Origin of the sequence: Silanimonas sp. (assembly GCF_027530345.1) — a bacterium.
Classification (GTDB): Bacteria; Pseudomonadota; Gammaproteobacteria; order Xanthomonadales; family Xanthomonadaceae; genus Silanimonas.
In genome coordinates, this window is the sequence record NZ_JAPZQK010000014.1 from 45,817 (window position 1) to 61,515 (window position 15,699).

General features: G+C 68.9%; 15 protein-coding genes and 1 pseudogene. 8 read left to right on the forward strand and 8 right to left on the reverse strand.

What is annotated here, in order from left to right; genetic code table 11:
* The first annotated feature begins 75 nt into the window (after positions 1 to 75).
* Positions 76 to 3,366, forward strand: coding sequence for a S41 family peptidase (locus O9255_RS08675; RefSeq protein ID WP_297866458.1), 3,291 nt, complete (start codon positions 76 to 78; stop codon positions 3,364 to 3,366).
* 40 nt (positions 3,367 to 3,406) lie between these two features.
* On the opposite strand, the gene O9255_RS08680 is transcribed toward O9255_RS08675, so the two are convergent.
* From O9255_RS08680 to O9255_RS08695, 4 genes are read right to left on the reverse strand one after another with little or no spacing between them, the layout of a single operon-like run.
* The gene (locus O9255_RS08680) at positions 3,407 to 3,625 is read right to left on the reverse strand and encodes a hypothetical protein (RefSeq protein ID WP_297866459.1); all 219 of its coding nucleotides are present in this window, start codon (positions 3,623 to 3,625) and stop codon (positions 3,407 to 3,409) included.
* The gene (locus tag O9255_RS08685; protein ID WP_297866460.1) at positions 3,622 to 3,954 is read right to left on the reverse strand and encodes a YkgJ family cysteine cluster protein; all 333 of its coding nucleotides are present in this window, start codon (positions 3,952 to 3,954) and stop codon (positions 3,622 to 3,624) included. The genes O9255_RS08680 and O9255_RS08685 overlap by 4 nt, the downstream gene beginning before the upstream one ends.
* Positions 3,951 to 4,721, reverse strand: a complete 771-nt coding sequence (locus O9255_RS08690; protein ID WP_297866461.1) for a methyltransferase domain-containing protein — start codon at positions 4,719 to 4,721, stop codon at positions 3,951 to 3,953. The genes O9255_RS08685 and O9255_RS08690 overlap by 4 nt, the downstream gene beginning before the upstream one ends.
* 59 nt (positions 4,722 to 4,780) lie before the next feature.
* Complete coding sequence (locus tag O9255_RS08695) at positions 4,781 to 5,641, reverse strand: AraC family transcriptional regulator (RefSeq protein WP_297866462.1); 861 nt, start codon at positions 5,639 to 5,641, stop codon at positions 4,781 to 4,783.
* Between the two features lie 117 nt (positions 5,642 to 5,758).
* Here O9255_RS08695 and O9255_RS08700 point away from each other — a divergent pair, with 117 nt between their 5' ends.
* From O9255_RS08700 to O9255_RS08710, 3 genes are all read left to right on the forward strand, one after another.
* On the forward strand, positions 5,759 to 6,592 hold the full coding sequence (locus O9255_RS08700) for an NAD(P)H-binding protein (RefSeq protein ID WP_297866463.1): 834 nt from the start codon (positions 5,759 to 5,761) through the stop codon (positions 6,590 to 6,592).
* 124 nt (positions 6,593 to 6,716) lie between these two features.
* Positions 6,717 to 6,986: a GlsB/YeaQ/YmgE family stress response membrane protein gene (locus O9255_RS08705; protein WP_297866464.1), complete on the forward strand. Its 270-nt coding sequence runs from the start codon at positions 6,717 to 6,719 to the stop codon at positions 6,984 to 6,986.
* Between the two features lie 50 nt (positions 6,987 to 7,036).
* Positions 7,037 to 7,531 (forward strand): hypothetical protein, encoded by a 495-nt coding sequence (locus tag O9255_RS08710; protein ID WP_297866465.1) that lies wholly within the window; start codon positions 7,037 to 7,039, stop codon positions 7,529 to 7,531.
* 146 nt (positions 7,532 to 7,677) lie between these two features.
* Here the strand turns inward: O9255_RS08710 and O9255_RS08715 are convergent, their stop codons facing one another.
* Positions 7,678 to 7,968: a HigA family addiction module antitoxin gene (locus O9255_RS08715; RefSeq protein WP_297866466.1), complete on the reverse strand. Its 291-nt coding sequence runs from the start codon at positions 7,966 to 7,968 to the stop codon at positions 7,678 to 7,680.
* Positions 7,969 to 8,734: 766 nt separating this feature from the next.
* Here O9255_RS08715 and O9255_RS08720 point away from each other — a divergent pair.
* Together O9255_RS08720 and O9255_RS08725 are read left to right on the forward strand one after the other, a co-directional pair.
* Complete coding sequence (locus tag O9255_RS08720; RefSeq protein ID WP_297866467.1) at positions 8,735 to 10,981, forward strand: S8 family peptidase; 2,247 nt, start codon at positions 8,735 to 8,737, stop codon at positions 10,979 to 10,981.
* A 109-nt stretch (positions 10,982 to 11,090) separates the two neighbouring features.
* The gene (locus O9255_RS08725) at positions 11,091 to 12,518 is read left to right on the forward strand and encodes a hypothetical protein (RefSeq protein WP_297866468.1); all 1,428 of its coding nucleotides are present in this window, start codon (positions 11,091 to 11,093) and stop codon (positions 12,516 to 12,518) included.
* A 142-nt stretch (positions 12,519 to 12,660) separates the two neighbouring features.
* Here the strand turns inward: O9255_RS08725 and O9255_RS08730 are convergent, their stop codons facing one another.
* Together O9255_RS08730 and O9255_RS08735 are read right to left on the reverse strand one after the other, a co-directional pair.
* Complete coding sequence (locus O9255_RS08730; RefSeq protein WP_297866469.1) at positions 12,661 to 12,912, reverse strand: hypothetical protein; 252 nt, start codon at positions 12,910 to 12,912, stop codon at positions 12,661 to 12,663.
* Positions 12,913 to 13,045: 133 nt separating this feature from the next.
* Positions 13,046 to 13,324 carry a hypothetical protein gene (locus O9255_RS08735; RefSeq protein ID WP_297866470.1) on the reverse strand — a complete coding sequence of 93 codons (279 nt, stop codon included), beginning with the start codon at positions 13,322 to 13,324 and terminating at the stop codon, positions 13,046 to 13,048.
* Positions 13,325 to 13,625: 301 nt separating this feature from the next.
* Here O9255_RS08735 and O9255_RS08740 point away from each other — a divergent pair, with 301 nt between their 5' ends.
* On the forward strand, positions 13,626 to 14,645 hold the full coding sequence (locus O9255_RS08740; protein ID WP_297866471.1) for a saccharopine dehydrogenase NADP-binding domain-containing protein: 1,020 nt from the start codon (positions 13,626 to 13,628) through the stop codon (positions 14,643 to 14,645).
* A 170-nt stretch (positions 14,646 to 14,815) separates the two neighbouring features.
* Here the strand turns inward: O9255_RS08740 and O9255_RS08745 are convergent.
* Positions 14,816 to 15,190, reverse strand: a pseudogene (locus O9255_RS08745) (integrase core domain-containing protein); the annotation flags it as partial.
* A gap of 103 nt (positions 15,191 to 15,293) precedes the next feature.
* Between O9255_RS08745 and O9255_RS08750 the strand changes: the two are divergent.
* Positions 15,294 to 15,551: a LuxR C-terminal-related transcriptional regulator gene (locus O9255_RS08750; RefSeq protein WP_297866472.1), complete on the forward strand. Its 258-nt coding sequence runs from the start codon at positions 15,294 to 15,296 to the stop codon at positions 15,549 to 15,551.
* The last annotated feature ends 148 nt before the right edge of the window (positions 15,552 to 15,699 follow it).

Here is a 15,699-nt window from a genome sequence, read left to right on the forward strand (position 1 = left end):
GGGCGGCCGACCCGCACTTGCCGGCTTCACGGGGGTTCGGGCGAAGATGCGGGCTGACTCCCTCGGACTTCGCCGATGCGCCGACCGTTCGCCGCCCGTGTCCTCGCGGCTGCCACCCTGTTCGCCGCCGCCCTGCCCGCCTTCGCCGCGCCGGGCTACTACCGCTTCCCGGCCGTGCACGCGGAGACGATGGTGTTCACCGCCGAAGGCGACCTGTGGTCGGCCCCGCTGGCGGGCGGTGAATCGCAACGCCTCACCACGCACGTGGGGCAGGAAACGCATTCCGCGCTTTCGCCGGACGGCCGCCGCATCGCCTTCGTCGGCCAGTACGAGGGCCCGGGCGACGTCTACACGATGCCGATCGACGGCGGCCTGCCTAAGCGCCTGAGCTTCGATGGCGGCCGCGTCGAAGTGCACGGGTGGTCGCCGCAGGGCGAGGTGGTCTACAGCAGCGAAGACCTCGTCGGCCCGACGCTGCGCCGCGTGCTGCGCCTCGTCGACCCGGCCACGCTGGCCACCCGCGAGCTGCCCCTGCATGACGCGCAGCAGGCCGCCTTCGACGACCGCGGCCGCGTGCTCTTCACCCGCTTCGGCGCGCACGTCAACGGCGACAACGCGCGTGGCTACCGCGGCGGCGCGATGGGCCAGTTGTGGCTCTACGACCCGGCCACCGACGCCGAAGCCCGCCGCCTCGGCAGTGACGCCGACGGCGCCATGCACAGCCCGATGTGGCTGGGCGGCCGCTGGTACTTCATCGGCAACGCCGACGGCCACGACAACCTCTGGTCGATGGCGGCCGACGGCAGCGACCGTCGCCAGCACACGCTCCATGCGCCCTTCGATGTGCGCGCCGCGCGCACCGACGGCACGCGCATCGTTTACCAGCGCGGTGCGGACCTTCACGCCTACACGCCCGGCAACAACGACGACCGCGTCGTGCCCGTGGCGCTCGTGTCCGACTTCGAACGCCGCCGCGAGCGCTGGCTGGAGCGCCCGCTGCGCTTCCTCGAATCGGCCTCGCTGGCCCCGCAGGGCGACCGCTTCGCGGTGACCGTTCGCGGCCGCGTCGCGCTGGCCGGCCCGGGCCCGCGACGTCGCGTGGAGATTGCGATTCCCCCGGAGCACCGTGCGCGACAGGCCGTGCTTTCGCCCGACGGCCGCCACGTGTACGCCATCGCCGACACCGACGGCCGCCCCGAGATCTGGCGCTTCGCCGCCGACGGTTCGAGCGACGCGAAAGCACTCACGCGCGACGGCACGCACCACCGCTGGACGCTGTCGGTGTCGCCGGACGGCAAGCAGCTCGCGCACACCGACAAGTCCGGCGCCCTGCACCTGCTCGACCTCGACAGCGGCCGCAACACCACCATCGACCGCGGCCGCTGGGGCGGCGACGACCCGCATGGCCGCATCGCATGGTCGCCCGACAGCCGCGCCCTGGTGTTCTCGCGCGCCGACACGCGCGCCGGCCGCGACCAGATCGTGCTGTACCGCCTCGGCGATGCCGCGCCCACGGTGCTCACCAGCGACCGCTATGTCTCCTACGCGCCGAGCTTCTCGGCGGACGGCCGCTGGCTCTACTTCCTCTCCGACCGCGCCTTCGTCGCTTCGCCCAGCGGCCCGTGGGGCGATCGCAACACCGGCCCCGGCTTCGACCGCCGCAGCAAGGTCTACGCGCTGGCCCTGCAGCCCGGCCTGCGCTTCCCCTTCGCCCTGCCGGATGAACTCGCCCCGGCGACCGAACCCGCGCCAGCGAAGGGCAACGGCGACAGCGAGGCCGCCACCGCGGCACCGATCGTCATCGAGGGCCTGGCGCAGCGCCTGTTCGAAGCGCCGGTGCCGCCCGGCAACTACAGCGAACTGCTGGTGGGCACCGACCGGCTCTACCTGCTCGACCGCGAAGGCGATCGCGGCGTGCTGAAGTCCTTCGGCATCGCCGCGCAGGGCAGCAGCCTCGAAGTGCTGGCCGGCGAAGTGCGAAGCGCCCAGATCAGCACCGACCGCAAGCGGATTGGCTTCGTGCAGCGCCGCGGCGAAACCGATCCGATCCTCGTCGTCGTCGACGCCGGCCCGAAACTGCCCCCCGACCTCGCGCCGAACATCGTGCGCGTGGCCGACTGGCGCCTGCCCATCGACCCGCCGCGCGAATGGGCGCAGATGTTCAACGACGCCTGGCGCATGCACCGCGATTTCAGCTTCGACGACCGCATGCGCGGGCTCGACTGGGCCGCCGTGCGTGCGCAGTACGAACCGCTGCTGGCGCGGGTCACCGACCGCGCCGAACTGGACGACCTGCTGGCGCAGATGATCGCGCCGCTGGGCATCCTGCATTCGCAGGTGCGCGGCAGCGAGCTGCCGGTCGATGCCGAGGCCGCCGCGCCGGCGATGCTCGGCGCCGCGTTCGAACAGACCGCCGAGGGCCTGCGTATCGCCCGCATCTACCGCACCGATGCCGAACTGCCGTCGGAGCGTTCGCCGCTGGCGCAGCCCGGCGTCGATGCACGCGATGGCGATCGCCTCGTTGCCGTCAACGGCCGCGCCGTGCGCCACGCCGGTGAACTCGCCGCCGCCCTGCACCACCAGGCCGGCCAGCAGGTGCTGCTCACGCTCGAACGCGACAGCCGCGAGATCCGCAGCGTCGTGGTGCCGGTCGATGCGCCGCGCAACGCCACCCTGCGCTACAGCGACTGGGTGCAGGGGCGGATGGCCGAGGTGGAAAGCGCCGGCGAAGGCCGCATCGGCTACCTGCACCTGCGGGCGATGGGCCCGAACGACATCGCCAGCTTCGTGCGCGACTTCTACGCCAACGTGGATCGCGAAGGCCTCGTCATCGACGTGCGTCGCAACCGCGGCGGCAACATCGATTCGTGGATCATCGCGGCGCTGCTGCGCCGCACCTGGGCCTTCTGGCAACCGCCGGGCCAGGCGCCGTACTGGAACATGCAGCAGAGCTTCCGTGGCCACCTCGTCGTGCTGACCGACGCGCTCACCTATTCCGACGGCGAAACCTTCGCGGCCGGCGTCAAGGCGCTGGGCCTCGGGCCCGTGGTGGGAACGCGCACCAGCGGTGCGGGCATCTGGCTCGCCGACCGCAACCGCTTGAGCGACGGCGGCTTCGCGCGCATCGCCGAGTTCGGCCAGTTCGGTGCGGACGGGCGCTGGCTGATCGAAGGCCGCGGCGTTAGTCCGGATGTCGAGGTCGACAATCTGCCGCGCGAGTCCTACGCCGGCCGAGACCGCCAGCTCGAGACGGCGCTCGCGATGCTGAAGGAGAAGCTTTCGGCCTCGCCGGTGGTGCAACCGCCGGCCCAGCGCATCCCGCCGCCGGACCAGCCGGGGCAGGACGTCGCGCCCGCGGCACGCTGAGGCGATAGCCGCGGCGTCGAAGCGCCGCGGCGGAGAACGTTTACTTCGCGGCGTCTTCCGGCTTCGCCGCTACCGGCTCGGCTTGGATGCGCTTCAGCACCGTCGTGGTGGCCAGCACTTCCACCTTCCCGCCGGCGGCCTCGAAGGCCGCGAGGTGCGCGTCGATGTGCGCGCTGGTGAGCGTGCGCGCGGACTCAGCCTTGCGCTGGTAGGGCGGTGCCGACGAACTGGCGTTCGGCATGAAGGAGCGGGTCGTCATGGAGCGTCTCCGATCAGTTGCACGGGAATGCCGCGGCCATCGCCGCGACCGTAGTAGTCCTCACGGATGGCCTCGCAATACGGGCCACCCATGTGGAAGCGACGACACACCTCGGGGCGCGCGTCGTAGATCGAGCAATTCATGCGCGCGCCGTCGATGGCGACGCACCAGCCATCCTCGTCGCGGGCCATGACGGTGAGGCCTTCGTCGGTGAGCTCGGTGAGGTGCTCGGCGATGCCGTCCTCCGGATCGACGATGACGGTGAGCCGGCAGCACACGGCGTCGCAGTGGCGGCAGTCGGCCGCTTCGCCCGCGCGTTTCGCGTTCATGCGGCGCACCGCTGGCGCTGGTAGCGCAGCGTGGCCACGGGCCCGAGCCGCGAGGCATCGCCCGCGGTCGCCGCCATCGGCAGGAAACCGTGCCCCGACAGGGCCTTGCCCAGCTTGGCGGCATAGCCGCGCCCGGCATCCGTGACGATCACATCCGCATCGTCGGCGGCGTAATCGGCGATCACCTGGGCCACCACTTCGGCTTGGCCGCGCTCGTACAGCACGTCACCGGCGATGATCAGGTCGAAGCGGCCCAGGGTCGGGCGCGCGCCGGCCCAGCCCAGCCGGCGGTAATGCAGCGCCGGCAGGCCGTTGAGGGCGGCGTTGTAGGCGAGGAAGGTCTCGGCCAGCGGGTGCAGGTCGGTGGCTAGAACGTCAGCGCCGCGCCGTTGCAGCACGAGGCTGGCCAAGCCGATGCCACAGCCCAGCTCGAGCACGCGCTTACCGGCCACGTCGAACTCGTGCATCGCCTCGGCCAGCCGCTGGCCGGCCGGCCACAGCTGCCCGAACAGGGGCCATTGCGCACTGGAGATGCCCGCCCGCTCGGCGTCGCCGTCCGGGTCGGCGAACTGCTGGTGGTCGGTGAGGACGCGAAGGCGGTAGGCATCGCCCAACACGTCGACGTCGATGATTCGAGCGGTGTAACCGGAGATGCCGGTGCTCCCGGAGAGGCCACCACGGCGGGCCGTGGCGCGGAGGAAGGGAGCGGAACGGGCGGCCTGAGGGGCCGAGCGCGACGCAATAAGGAGACGTGAAACCGACCCCATCCTACGCCCTTCCGGGGGGACGCCCCTGAATGCCCCCCCTCCCCCTCCCCGACACGCCCTCAGGAGGCCGCCGGCAGCCCCTCGAGCGCGGCGCTCGCACGGAACTCGCGCGGCGACACACCCACCACCTTCTTGAAGGCCTTCGAGAACACGAAGGGATCGCCGTAACCCACGGCATTCGCCACCGCGACGATCGAGGCACCCGGCCGCACCAGCAGGCCCATCGCCCGCTGCACGCGCAACTGGCGCAGGTAGCCCAGCGGGCTCTCGCCCACCAGCGTCTTGAACTTCGCCGCGAAGGCCGAGCGCGACAGGCCGGCCACGTCGGCGAGCCCTTCCAGCGACCAATCGTGTTCCGGCGATGCGTGCAAGCGCTCCAGCGCTTGGCGGATGCCCGGCGCGCGCAGCGCCGCCGCCAGCGACAGCGGCCGCACGCCCTCGCCTTCGACGATGCGCCGCAGCACCTGCACGAACGCGGCTTCGATCAGCGCATGCAAAGCGGCCTCGCTGCCCAGCGCTGCCTCGCGGCGCTCTTCGCGCAGCAGGTCGGCGAGCCGCCGCAGGCGATCACCGCTCGATGCACTCGGCGCCGGTACCACGCACCAGTTCGGCAGTTCGCGGAACAACGGGTGCACCGGCGCGTGCGGCAGCAGGTAGGCCGCACTCATCACCGTCGCCACGCCCTCCGCGTGCAGCGCGTGGTGGCAGCCGCGGGTCATGAAGGCGACGTCCCCCGGGCCCAAGCGGATCGGCTCGCCAGCCGCTTCCGGCCGCACCGTGATCGCGCCTTCCAGCACCAGGTGGAAGCCGAAGCTGCGCCCGCAGGGAAAGCGCCGCACCTCGCCGTCGGCGAAATCGCCGAGGTCGAGCACGCGCTGCTGCAGGCCGGATTGGCGGAGGAGATCGGTGAGCAGGTCCATGGGGTGGCCGGGCTGGAATCAGGACGAAACGACAGGAATCGTGGATTTAGTGCCATTCCAGTCTTGCACGCCGAAGCGGAGCATGCACGCCATTCCCACCACCCCGGAGTCCTCCCCATGCCCACCACCCTCGTCATCGGCGCCACCGGCACCGTCGGTTCCGCCCTCGTCCCGGACCTCCTCGCCCGCGGCCACACCGTGCGCCGCGCCACCCGCCGAGCCCGTGAGCCGGGCGATGTCGCCCTCGACCTGCTGAGCGGCGCAGGCCTCGACGCCGCCCTCGCCGGCGTCGACCGCGTGTTCCTGATGGCGCCTCCCGGCCACACCGGGCAGGACCGCTTCCTCGTGCCGGTGATCGACGCCGCCGCGCGCCACGGCGTCGGCAAGCTCGTGCTGATGACCGCGATGGGCGTCGACGCCGACCCCACCGCGCCGCTGAGCCTCAGCGAAGCGCATCTGCGCCGCAGCGGCGTGCCGGCCGCCATCGTCCGGCCGAACTGGTTCATGCAGAACTTCCACACCTTCTGGATGGGCAGCATCGCCGCCACCGGCGACGTGCAGTTGCCGGTGGGCAATGCGAAAGCCAGCTTCATCGATGCGCGTGATATCGCCGCCGTCGCCGCCGTGCTGCTCGACCGCCCGCAGGACGAACCCAAGGCCTTCGACCTCACCGGCCCCGAGGCGCTCGACCACGCCACCGCTGCGAACCTCATCAGCGCCGCCACCGGCAAGACGATCGGCTTCCGCGACATCACGCCCGAAGCGATGCGCGCTCCGCTGCTGCAGGCCGGCCTGCCCGCCGACTACGCCGAGTTCCTGCTCGTCATCCTCGGCTTCTTGAAGGCCGGCTACGCCGAGCGCACCACGCCGCACGTGGCCGCCCTGCTCGGCCGCCCGGCTCGGGATTTCGCGAGCTATGCCCGCGATTACGCGGAGGCGTGGCGCGGCTGAGGCCGCATTCCGGTCAACGTGCGCCGACGCACCGACGTCGCGGCGCCACGGGCCCAGCATCGTTCTCGACGCCCCAGGCATCCTGCCTCGGGCGTCGCCCCCCCCGGAACGATGGAGATCACTGATGAACCTCATGATCTGGCTTGTCGTCGGCAGCGTCATCGGTTGGCTCGCCGGCGTGGTGATGAATGCCGGCGATCCCCAAGACACCGCCCTCAATGTCATCGCTGGCATCGCCGGCGCGATCCTCGGCGGGTGGTTCCTCACCCCCATGGTCGGCAGCGGCACCCTCCACTGGGGTGACTTCAGCTCGACCGCACTGCCGGTATCGCTGATCGGAGCGGCGATCCTGATCGCCATCCTCACCATGTTCCGCACCGTCGCCGATCACTGAGCCTCTCGCGCCACGCCCTCCCCCGCCCCCCGACCGCAAGGATTCCCCCCATGAACACCCCCCAAGAACCGCGCATCGCCGCCAATAGCGCCACCCATCCCGATCCGATCACCGGCGCTCCCGGCGCCCATCCCCTCGGCACCGGCGTGGGGGCCACCCTCGGGGCCGTCGCCGCTGGCGCCGCAGTTGGCACGGTGGCCGGCCCAGTCGGCACCTTGGTCGGCGCGGCCACTGGCGCCGTCGTCGGCGGGCTCGCCGGCAAGGGCGTGGCGGAAGCTATCGACCCCACCAAGGAAGACGCCTATTGGCGCGAGAACTTCCGCAGCCGCCACTACGTCAACCAAGGCGCCACGTACGACGACTACGGCCCCGCGTATGGCTTCGGCGTCGAATCCGCCAGCCGCCATCCGGGCCGCAGCTTCGACGACGCCGAGCTGGAACTCTCCCGACAGTGGACCACGCGCACCGGCACCTCGACGCTCGGCTGGAACCAGGCCAAGGACGCGGCCCGTGATGCCTGGGACAGGCTCAACCATCCCCACTGACGCCGCACCTCTTCGGGGACGGGCTGACGACCCTCTCCGAAGCGAATGGTCCGACGAGATCCACCCCACCGACCCCGGCTACGAGCGCATCGCGCGGGAGTACTGGCAGCCGATGCTGCGGCGGGTGTTCGAGGGGTTGTGAGGCCTCAGGCGGCCAAACGCTCGATCTTTCGGAGGTCTTTGCCGATCGCGCGGCGCGCTTCTTCGAGATCGTAGTCGGCCTGCAAGCCGAGCCAGAAGCGTTCGCTGGTGCCCAACACGGCCGCGAGCCGGACCGCGGTATCGGCGCTGATGCTGCGCTTGCCGAGGACGATCTCGTTGATGCGGCGAGGCGGCACGCCGGCCGCGCGGGCCAAGGCGTTCTGGCTGATGCCGAGCGGCACGAGGAACTCTTCGAGCAGCACCTCGCCGGGATGGATGTTCGGCAGCGTCTTCATGGTCGGCCCACCTTGCTCGCGTTGTGCAGCATGCGCAGCTTCCTCCGGGCGACGTTCTGGACCTCTATCGACAGCCGCCGGCTGGGGAGGCCAGCCCAGACCTTCGCCGTCGCCTTGTCGGCGAAGCTCCGGATCACGCGGAAACCCCATCGCCGCCACCACTATAACGCAAGACGTTATAGCCGACCTGCCGTCGGGGCCACTGGCTTCCGTCCATGGTTCAACACTCGACGCGCCACGCCACGGTGGCATCGCCATGAGCATCGAACGTCGGGCACACCGCCAAGAGAGGAAAACTGCGCACCCGGGCATCAGGATTCGCGTGCGAGCAGGCCACTCGCCCCGAAAGAGATGGCGAGCCCCCCACTAAAGCCCTGAGACGCCTGCGGGAACTGGCAGTCGGCCGTGCATTGGGCCGACACCGAGGACGAGGCCACCGCGCTGGCTCGCCAAGGCAAGTGCGTGGCGCTGGGCTTCTTCGAGCCGCCCACCCTCGGGCATATGGAACTGCGGATGCCGTTGTTCGACGGCCTACCGCCGGAAGATGCGCCATCACCCACGAGCAGCGACGCCTTTCACCGACGCCACTCGCATCGCCCCCCCCAATCGAACCACTGAAACGAATGGACGTTCTCCTACAGCATCGTAGGAAATCTCCTACCCCCGACCACGCCAGATTCAGGCAAACAATGCGGGCGCCCCCGCACCCCCACCGTCGAAGACATCCGACCCAGCGCGCCCAGCGCTGCCCGAAGGAACCGATACCATGGCAGGGATCATCTACGTCCACGGGATCTTCCAGACCCAGAGCGCCGAGGACCTGAAGCGCCTCTGGGACCTCGCCCTCGCCGGCAAAGACCTCGGAAGCCGCACCGCCATGGCCTACTGGGCCGACCTCGTGCCCAAGGACACGCCGAAGGGCGCGGTCGGGCCGAAGAAGGCCGCGTCGAAATCCAGCGGGCTGAACCTCGCCACGGCCGCCCTGAAAGGCACGTCGCTGCAGTCCAACAAGGCCGCCATGGCCTTCGCACAAGGCCTGCTGGACGAGCTCGAGACTTCACCCGACGCACGCCGCAGCGGCGGCTACGGCACCCGCGCCATCCCGCTCCCGCGCAAGCCGCGGATGTGGCTGAGCCGGTGGTTCATCGAAAAGTTCCTGCGCGACACCGCGGTCTACCTCTTCGACGAGGCCAAGCGGGCAGCCATCCGGAAACGCTTCAAGGCCGAACTGATGAAGGCGGAGCCCGGCGCCGTCATCGTGGCGCACAGCCAGGGCAGCATGATCGCCTGGGACGTGCTGAACGCCCTCACCCAAGCCGAGATCGAAAAGCTCGGAAGCCTCACCCTCGTCACCCTCGGCTCGCCCCTGGGCCTGCAGGAAGTGCAAGACCACCTGCTCGAGCTCGGCCACGCCACGCTGCAGCGCCCGCCCGTTGTGGGGCGCTGGTTCAACTTCGCCGGCATCGTGGATTTCGTCGCACTCGACCGTCGGATCGCCCCGGATTTTTCGCCGCCCGGCCGGGTCGACCCGCAGATCGAGGACAAGACCCTCTTCGCGCTCAACCCCGACAAGGCCAACGGCAGCCTGACGCACGGCATCTCGCTCTACCTCACGCAAAGCGACGTGCGCCGCGTGATCGGCCGCGCCTCGGGCATGGACACGCACGCCGCGTTCCTGATGGCCAAGGACGTGGCGCAGCAGTTGGAGGTGGAAGGCCGCCACCCCGTGCTCATCGAGGTGCTGGAAGCCGAACCCGACGGCTGGAAGCCCGGGAAAGGCACGCCGAGCGAGCAAGTCGCCGCGAAGCTCGCCGCGATGCTCAAGCCGCACCAGGACGAGGCCGTCATCGAGCCGCTCACGCGCTTCGTCGCCGCACGCCTCACCGCCGACGAACTGATGCAGGTGGCGAAGGAACGGCAGCAGTACCGCGTCTACGCCATCTGGCGGAACAGCAGCAAATTCGCCCTGGCGGCGAAATCACCCAAGCGCCGCGCCCCGGCCGCACCCGCCCTGCCCTCGCCGTCCGTGCGCGCGCTGCAGATCGACGCCGCACGCGCCGCCTACGCCGCCCGCGGCGCGGGCATCACCTGGGCGGTGCTCGATACCGGCGTCCAGGGCAACCACCCGCACTTCGCTGCGTTCGAGACGATCAAGGAAGTCTGGGACTGCACGAAGAAGGGCGCACCCCGCCCCATCACGCCGGCGAAAGCCAAGGACGTGGACGGACACGGCACCCACGTGGCGGGGCTGATCGCCGGCTGGCCCGACGACCCGTCGGTGCCGGCCTCGTCCGCGGCGCCCGAGGCCAAGCTGGTCATCTACAAGGTGCTCGACGACCAAGGCACCGGCCAGGACGCCTGGATCATCAAGGCACTCGACCACATCGAGCAGACCAATCGCGGGCAGAGCCGCCTCAGCGTGCACGGCATCAACCTGAGCCTGGGCGGCCCCTTCGACTCGGACACCTACGGCTGCGGCCACTCGCCACTCTGCGCTGAGCTTCGGCGGCAGTGGCGCGACGGCGTGCTGGTGGTGGTGGCGGCCGGCAACGCAGGCCAGATCAACGTCGTGTCGCAGGGCGAGGACCTCTCGATCAACCACAGCCACGGTATCGGCGACCCCGCCAACCTCGAGGACGCCATCGCCGTGGGCTCGGTGAACGGCGACAAGCCCGCTCTGTACGGCGTTTCCGCCTTCTCCTCGCGCGGCCCCACGGCCGACGGCCGGGCTAAGCCCGACGTCGTCGCGCCCGGCGAGCGCGTGCTCTCCTGCGCCGCCAGCGCGTCGAAATCGGAGGAATTCCCGGGCTATTGCGAGGAGAGCGGCACCAGCATGGCCACGCCGAACGTGTCCGGCCTGCTGGCCGCCTTCCTCTCCGTGCGGCGCGAGTACCTGGGCCGGCCCGACGAGGTGAAGCAGCTGCTGCTCGACCACTGCACCGACTTGCGCCGCGACCGGTACTCGCAGGGGCATGGCCTGCCGAACCTGATGAAGATGTTGCTGAGCAGCTAGGGCGCGACCATCGACGAGGCGTCGAGGAGCGCACACGAGATCCGAAGCACAACCACGGCATGGAATGACGTCGTGGAAGGACGACCTGACCCACCCGAAGGAACCATCCATGCGCATCTGTCACCCGTCCCGCATTGCATCGGCGGCAGTGGTTCCGCTTTCGATTGCCCTCCTGGCGGGCTGCACGACGAGCGGCGTTGGTACGAAGTCGTCCATGGACTCCTTCGGCAACGCTGAATCGCCACTCCTCGGCGTTTCGTACTACCTGCCCATGCGCCACGCCAAGGTCACCTTCACGCGCGTCAAGGCGGATGACAAGGCGGATCAGGCCTTCGCCGACGCCACCACCAAGCTCAAGGCTGCAGAAGCGGCTTTGGCCGGCGCAAAGGCGGCGACCGCCGCGCAGGCGAGCTTGCTGGAGGCCATGAAACGGGACGGCATCAAGGAGACCGATGCGCCCTACATCACAGTCTTGGCCGAACTGGTGAAGCTTCGCCAAGCCGAGGTTGCCGCGGCCAAGGATGAAGCGGCCGCGAAAGCGAAGGCCAATCAAGCCGAAATTGCAGCACTTCAGTTGGCCGATTCGAAGGCGATGTGCGGCTGGGTCGATTCGGTGCAGGTGCAGCTGCTGGAGTTCGTTCCGGACACCTCGGCGCGCTATCTGCTGCAACCTGAATCCAGCGCGTTCCGCAGCGACACGTTCAAGATGACGACAACGACGTCAGGCTTGCTGCAAACCACCAACATCGAACAGAAGGACGAGACCGGCAGCGTCCTCATCAACCTGGCGCGCTCCATCACCGCCTGGTCGTCGCCCTCTCCACTTGCGAACCAGCCCTACTTCGAGAACCTGAATACGCCGATCAAGAACCTGGCCGTCGGCAGCAACCGGTGCGCCCAACTGGCTTGGGAGCCGCGCAAGCTCGAATTCATCATCGACCCTATCGATGAGAGCCAGTGGGGGAACGTCGGCACGCAAATCAGCAATGCGGCGAGGGTTCGCGGCTTGTCGGGTTCCACGGACGAACGCTTCACTTACACGCTCAGTATCGCCCGTCGTTCGCCCGAGGCGGACTCAAGCGCAAGACCACTGGCAGGGCGCCCCTCGGGTGCCGGGATCTTCTACCGGCGCGAACGGCCGCTGGTGGTCAACATCGCCCTGAGTGACGAGGACGGGAATCCGCAGAGCATTGGCAATGTGGTGCTCTCGGTTCCCAACGGCGCGCCGATCGATGCGATTGGCATGGACGCGACGGCCTTCGTCACCAACCGATCGAACCTGGGCTTCAGCAACGGCATGCTGGTGTCGGTGGACAACTCGCGCCCCAGCCCAGCTGCAGCCATTGCGTCAGTGCCGTGGCAGATAAGCGAGGCGACCTTGCGGCAGATCAGCGCCCTGCTGACGCTGCGGGTCGAAATCACTCAGAAAGAGACGTCGGCCGCCACTGAGGAGCGCGCGTTGCTCGAACAGATGAAGGCGATCATCGAGGCGCAGGAGGCGCTGGACAGGGCTCGCGAGGCGGCGGAGAGGGAATAGCGCGTTTGGCAGCGCGTTGCAAAGACGCCAAAAGTGCGGACTGGCGCGCGCGGCATGCACCAGGCGCTGCCCAAGGCCGCGCCGGCGTGGTCCGCTCGGGCAGTGAGGCACTGCATGAGCTGCAGCAGCGGGCGCAGGGGCGTTACGCCTTGACGTCAGCGCGGGCGGCGTCGAGGTCGAGGCTGGGCGTCACGATGCCGGGGTTCTGCTCCAGCACGCGCAGGGTCTGGCGGGCGAAGGGCTCCGAGCGCGGGCCCATCAGCGGCAGGCCGCGGCGTTCGCCCACTTCGAAAGCGATGAGGCCCGGCAGCGCCGCCTCCACCTGCTGCAGGCCGGCCAGCGCGGCGGCGAGCTGCTCGTCGGTGATGGCGAGGGTGACAAGGTTCTGGGACATCGGGGGTCGCCTGTTGGGGGGATTCCCGCCGGGGGTGGCGGGTGCCGACGAGACTGGAGGAGAAGCCCGCGATTTGCGCGGAAAGGTGCGGACAAGGGGGGGGGGAGCAAAAGAGCGACGCCGAGTATCGGGATCAATCCTCAGCGACGTCGCCGTAGCGCTTCGTCAGTGCCCACGCGATGCGGCGACGCTGGTCATCTTCGAAGCGCGGGCCGAAGTCCACCGTGCGCATGAACGACGCGGCTTTCGGATTGACCACCCGCACGTCATTGCTCGACGTGGGCAGCGACGCCTTGAGCTCGACGTACCACCCGGGCAGCGCCAGCACGGGAATGACGCGCACCGGATTGCCCGTCGCGCCGGTGAGGAAATCTGCGAGCCAGCGCGCCGCCTGCCGGGCGGCCTGCTCCAACGGCTTGCTCTCGACGCACCTGGGCCTGCCCGCGCGGGCGCCGCCGCGCGCAGCGGCGCGGGAGTTCTCGCTCGACTACGCAGCCTGACCGGAGAGCAGGACGACGGTCCCGCGGCAGAACGGACGACCGCGCCCGGCCCGTGATCGGTGATCCGGCCCGAAGCCGCGTTCGTATAGTCAGTGCAAGGGGGGATTGATCGCCTGGGAGCGCGCGGTTGACCGCTCAAAGTACGGGGGATACCGTGCCAACTCGCGGGAAATTTCGTTTGAAATTCCTATTCGCTGGAGGAGAGAAGGCGCCGTGTCGGAAGTTCTGATCTATGGCGCTGCGGGCTATACGGGCCGGATTTGCACTGAGGGGTTTGTTGAGGCCGGGTTGCGCCCCATCCTTGGCGGGCGTCAGGACGCCGTGCGCGGATTAGCGGCTCGGCTGGACCTCAGATCGTCGATTTTCGATTTGAGCGACCCACGCGAAATCGAGCGTCGCCTTCAGGGGGTGCGACTTCTCCTGAACCTTTCCGGCCAGTTCCTAACCACCCAGAAGCTTCTCATCGAGGCCTGCCTGGTTTCAGGTGTCCACTATGTCGACCTCGCCGGTGAGGTGGCGGACACTTCGCACGCGTTTACCTTTGATGAAAGGGCGCGCCTTGCGAACATCATGATCATGCCCGGCGTCGGCTTCAACGTCGCGCCCTCAGACATCGCCGCAGGAATCGCGAAGGCGAGGTTGCCGGATGCCAACGAACTGGTGATCGCCCTGGCTACGGAGGGCGGGGTGTCGCGCGGAACCCTCAGGGGAATGCTGGCGCACATTGAACAGACCGGGCATCGCCGTGTCGGCGGCGCCCTGGTACCCGCAAGGCCGGCCGAGTCGGAACTGGAGTTTCAGGTCGCGGGAAAGAAGTTCCGTGCGGTCTATGACCCTTGGGTCGGAGACCTCTTCACCGCGGGGATCTCGACCGGCATCCCCAACATCTCGACCTACTCCGTCTTTCCGGGGCTTGCCGTGGCAATGATGCGGGGACGCCTGCTTTGGCTCCGGGATCTGATCCAGGATCATTTGATGCCGCTCCTGCCAGAGGGATCGTCTGCGCGGCAGTTAAGGGAGGGCAGAACCTATGTCCTTGCAATCGCATCGAACGGCAAAGCGCAGGCGCGCGTCGCCCTGACGGGACCGGAAGCCTACCGATTCACTGTGCTTTGTCTCAGGGAGATCACCCGTGCGGTCTTGGCGGGGAGGTGGTCCCCCGGCTTCCAGACTCCCGCGCTATACGGGCGCGCGCTGCTCGAAGGAATTGAGGGGGTGAAATGGGACGAGTAGTAGTCGTCGGAGGGGCGGACCTGGCTGGTTCCGCAGACTGCCTCTCCACGCGCGACGGTCATCTGTACGTCGAGGAACTCGATACCGTCGGTCTGGCGGAACGGTTTGGAACGCCCTTGTTCGTACTGTCTGAGAGCCAGCGGTGCGTGTCAAGGTAGTTGTCGCTCCGTTCATGCCGCCGAAACCCTTTTGCCTTCGCCTCGCGGGTCGTCCTTGTTGACCACCGCATCGCGCTCCGGGTTCAGGGCGACAGCCCTGATCGGCTCCCAGTTGCGCGTGTGTCGGGACCAGCGTGCGGGGTTGCGCTGCCGGGCCGTCAGATACAGTGCGTGGCGCTTGGCCAGAATCGATCGATCGTCGCCGGCATGGCGCTGCGCTGGGCTGACATAGCGGATGCCGCTGTGCCGATGGTCGACGTTGTACCAATGCACGAATCGGGCGGCCCACTGCCGGGCGTCGTGGAGCGTGGCGAAACCCTTGGCCGGGAATTCAGGCCGGTATTTCGCGGTGCGGAACAGCGACTCGACGAAGGCGTTGTCGTCGCTTGTAAGACGACACCCTAGTTTGCTGGTAAGGCGACACCCAGATTCACGCACCTCCGGGTCGACCCCGTAGCCTCGACCGCTTTCGTCCTCGACGGGAGCGGGCGTGGCGATCACCGATCTGGAGATCCGCATGACCATCAAGACCTTGGCCGCCAAGGGCGTGCCCAAGCGCGCCATCGCCCGCCAGCTCGACCTCAGCGAAGGCACGATCCGCTATCACCTGTCCCGAATCGCTTCGGGCACCCCCGACGGCCGTGCCGCCCAGCCAAGGCGGGCCGGCGTCGCTGCCGATGCCATCGCCCACTCCCCCCGCGTCAGGATAGTTGTCGTCTCCATAGATCCGAGTAACCGGGGGCGATGACGAGAAGACGCGCTGGCCGAGACGGTGATCGGCCTGTTCAAGACCGAAGTGATCTACCGGCAGACCTGGCGCGGCCGCGAAGACGTCGAATGGGCGGTGGCCGATTGGGTGCAGTGGTACAACACAAAGCGACTGCTGGGGCCGATCG

Coding starts and splice junctions, on each gene's coding strand:
- O9255_RS08675 (WP_297866458.1), top strand. CDS start 76: ATGCGCCGACCGTTCGCCGCCCGTGTCCTCGCGGCTGCCACCCTGTTC.
- O9255_RS08695 (WP_297866462.1), bottom strand. CDS start 5,641: ATGGACCTGCTCACCGATCTCCTCCGCCAATCCGGCCTGCAGCAGCGC.
- O9255_RS08725 (WP_297866468.1), top strand. CDS start 11,091: ATGCGCATCTGTCACCCGTCCCGCATTGCATCGGCGGCAGTGGTTCCG.
- O9255_RS08705 (WP_297866464.1), top strand. CDS start 6,717: ATGAACCTCATGATCTGGCTTGTCGTCGGCAGCGTCATCGGTTGGCTC.
- O9255_RS08680 (WP_297866459.1), bottom strand. CDS start 3,625: ATGACGACCCGCTCCTTCATGCCGAACGCCAGTTCGTCGGCACCGCCC.
- O9255_RS08720 (WP_297866467.1), top strand. CDS start 8,735: ATGGCAGGGATCATCTACGTCCACGGGATCTTCCAGACCCAGAGCGCC.
- O9255_RS08700 (WP_297866463.1), top strand. CDS start 5,759: ATGCCCACCACCCTCGTCATCGGCGCCACCGGCACCGTCGGTTCCGCC.
- O9255_RS08730 (WP_297866469.1), bottom strand. CDS start 12,912: ATGTCCCAGAACCTTGTCACCCTCGCCATCACCGACGAGCAGCTCGCC.
- O9255_RS08685 (WP_297866460.1), bottom strand. CDS start 3,954: ATGAACGCGAAACGCGCGGGCGAAGCGGCCGACTGCCGCCACTGCGAC.
- O9255_RS08710 (WP_297866465.1), top strand. CDS start 7,037: ATGAACACCCCCCAAGAACCGCGCATCGCCGCCAATAGCGCCACCCAT.
- O9255_RS08690 (WP_297866461.1), bottom strand. CDS start 4,721: ATGGGGTCGGTTTCACGTCTCCTTATTGCGTCGCGCTCGGCCCCTCAG.
- O9255_RS08715 (WP_297866466.1), bottom strand. CDS start 7,968: ATGAAGACGCTGCCGAACATCCATCCCGGCGAGGTGCTGCTCGAAGAG.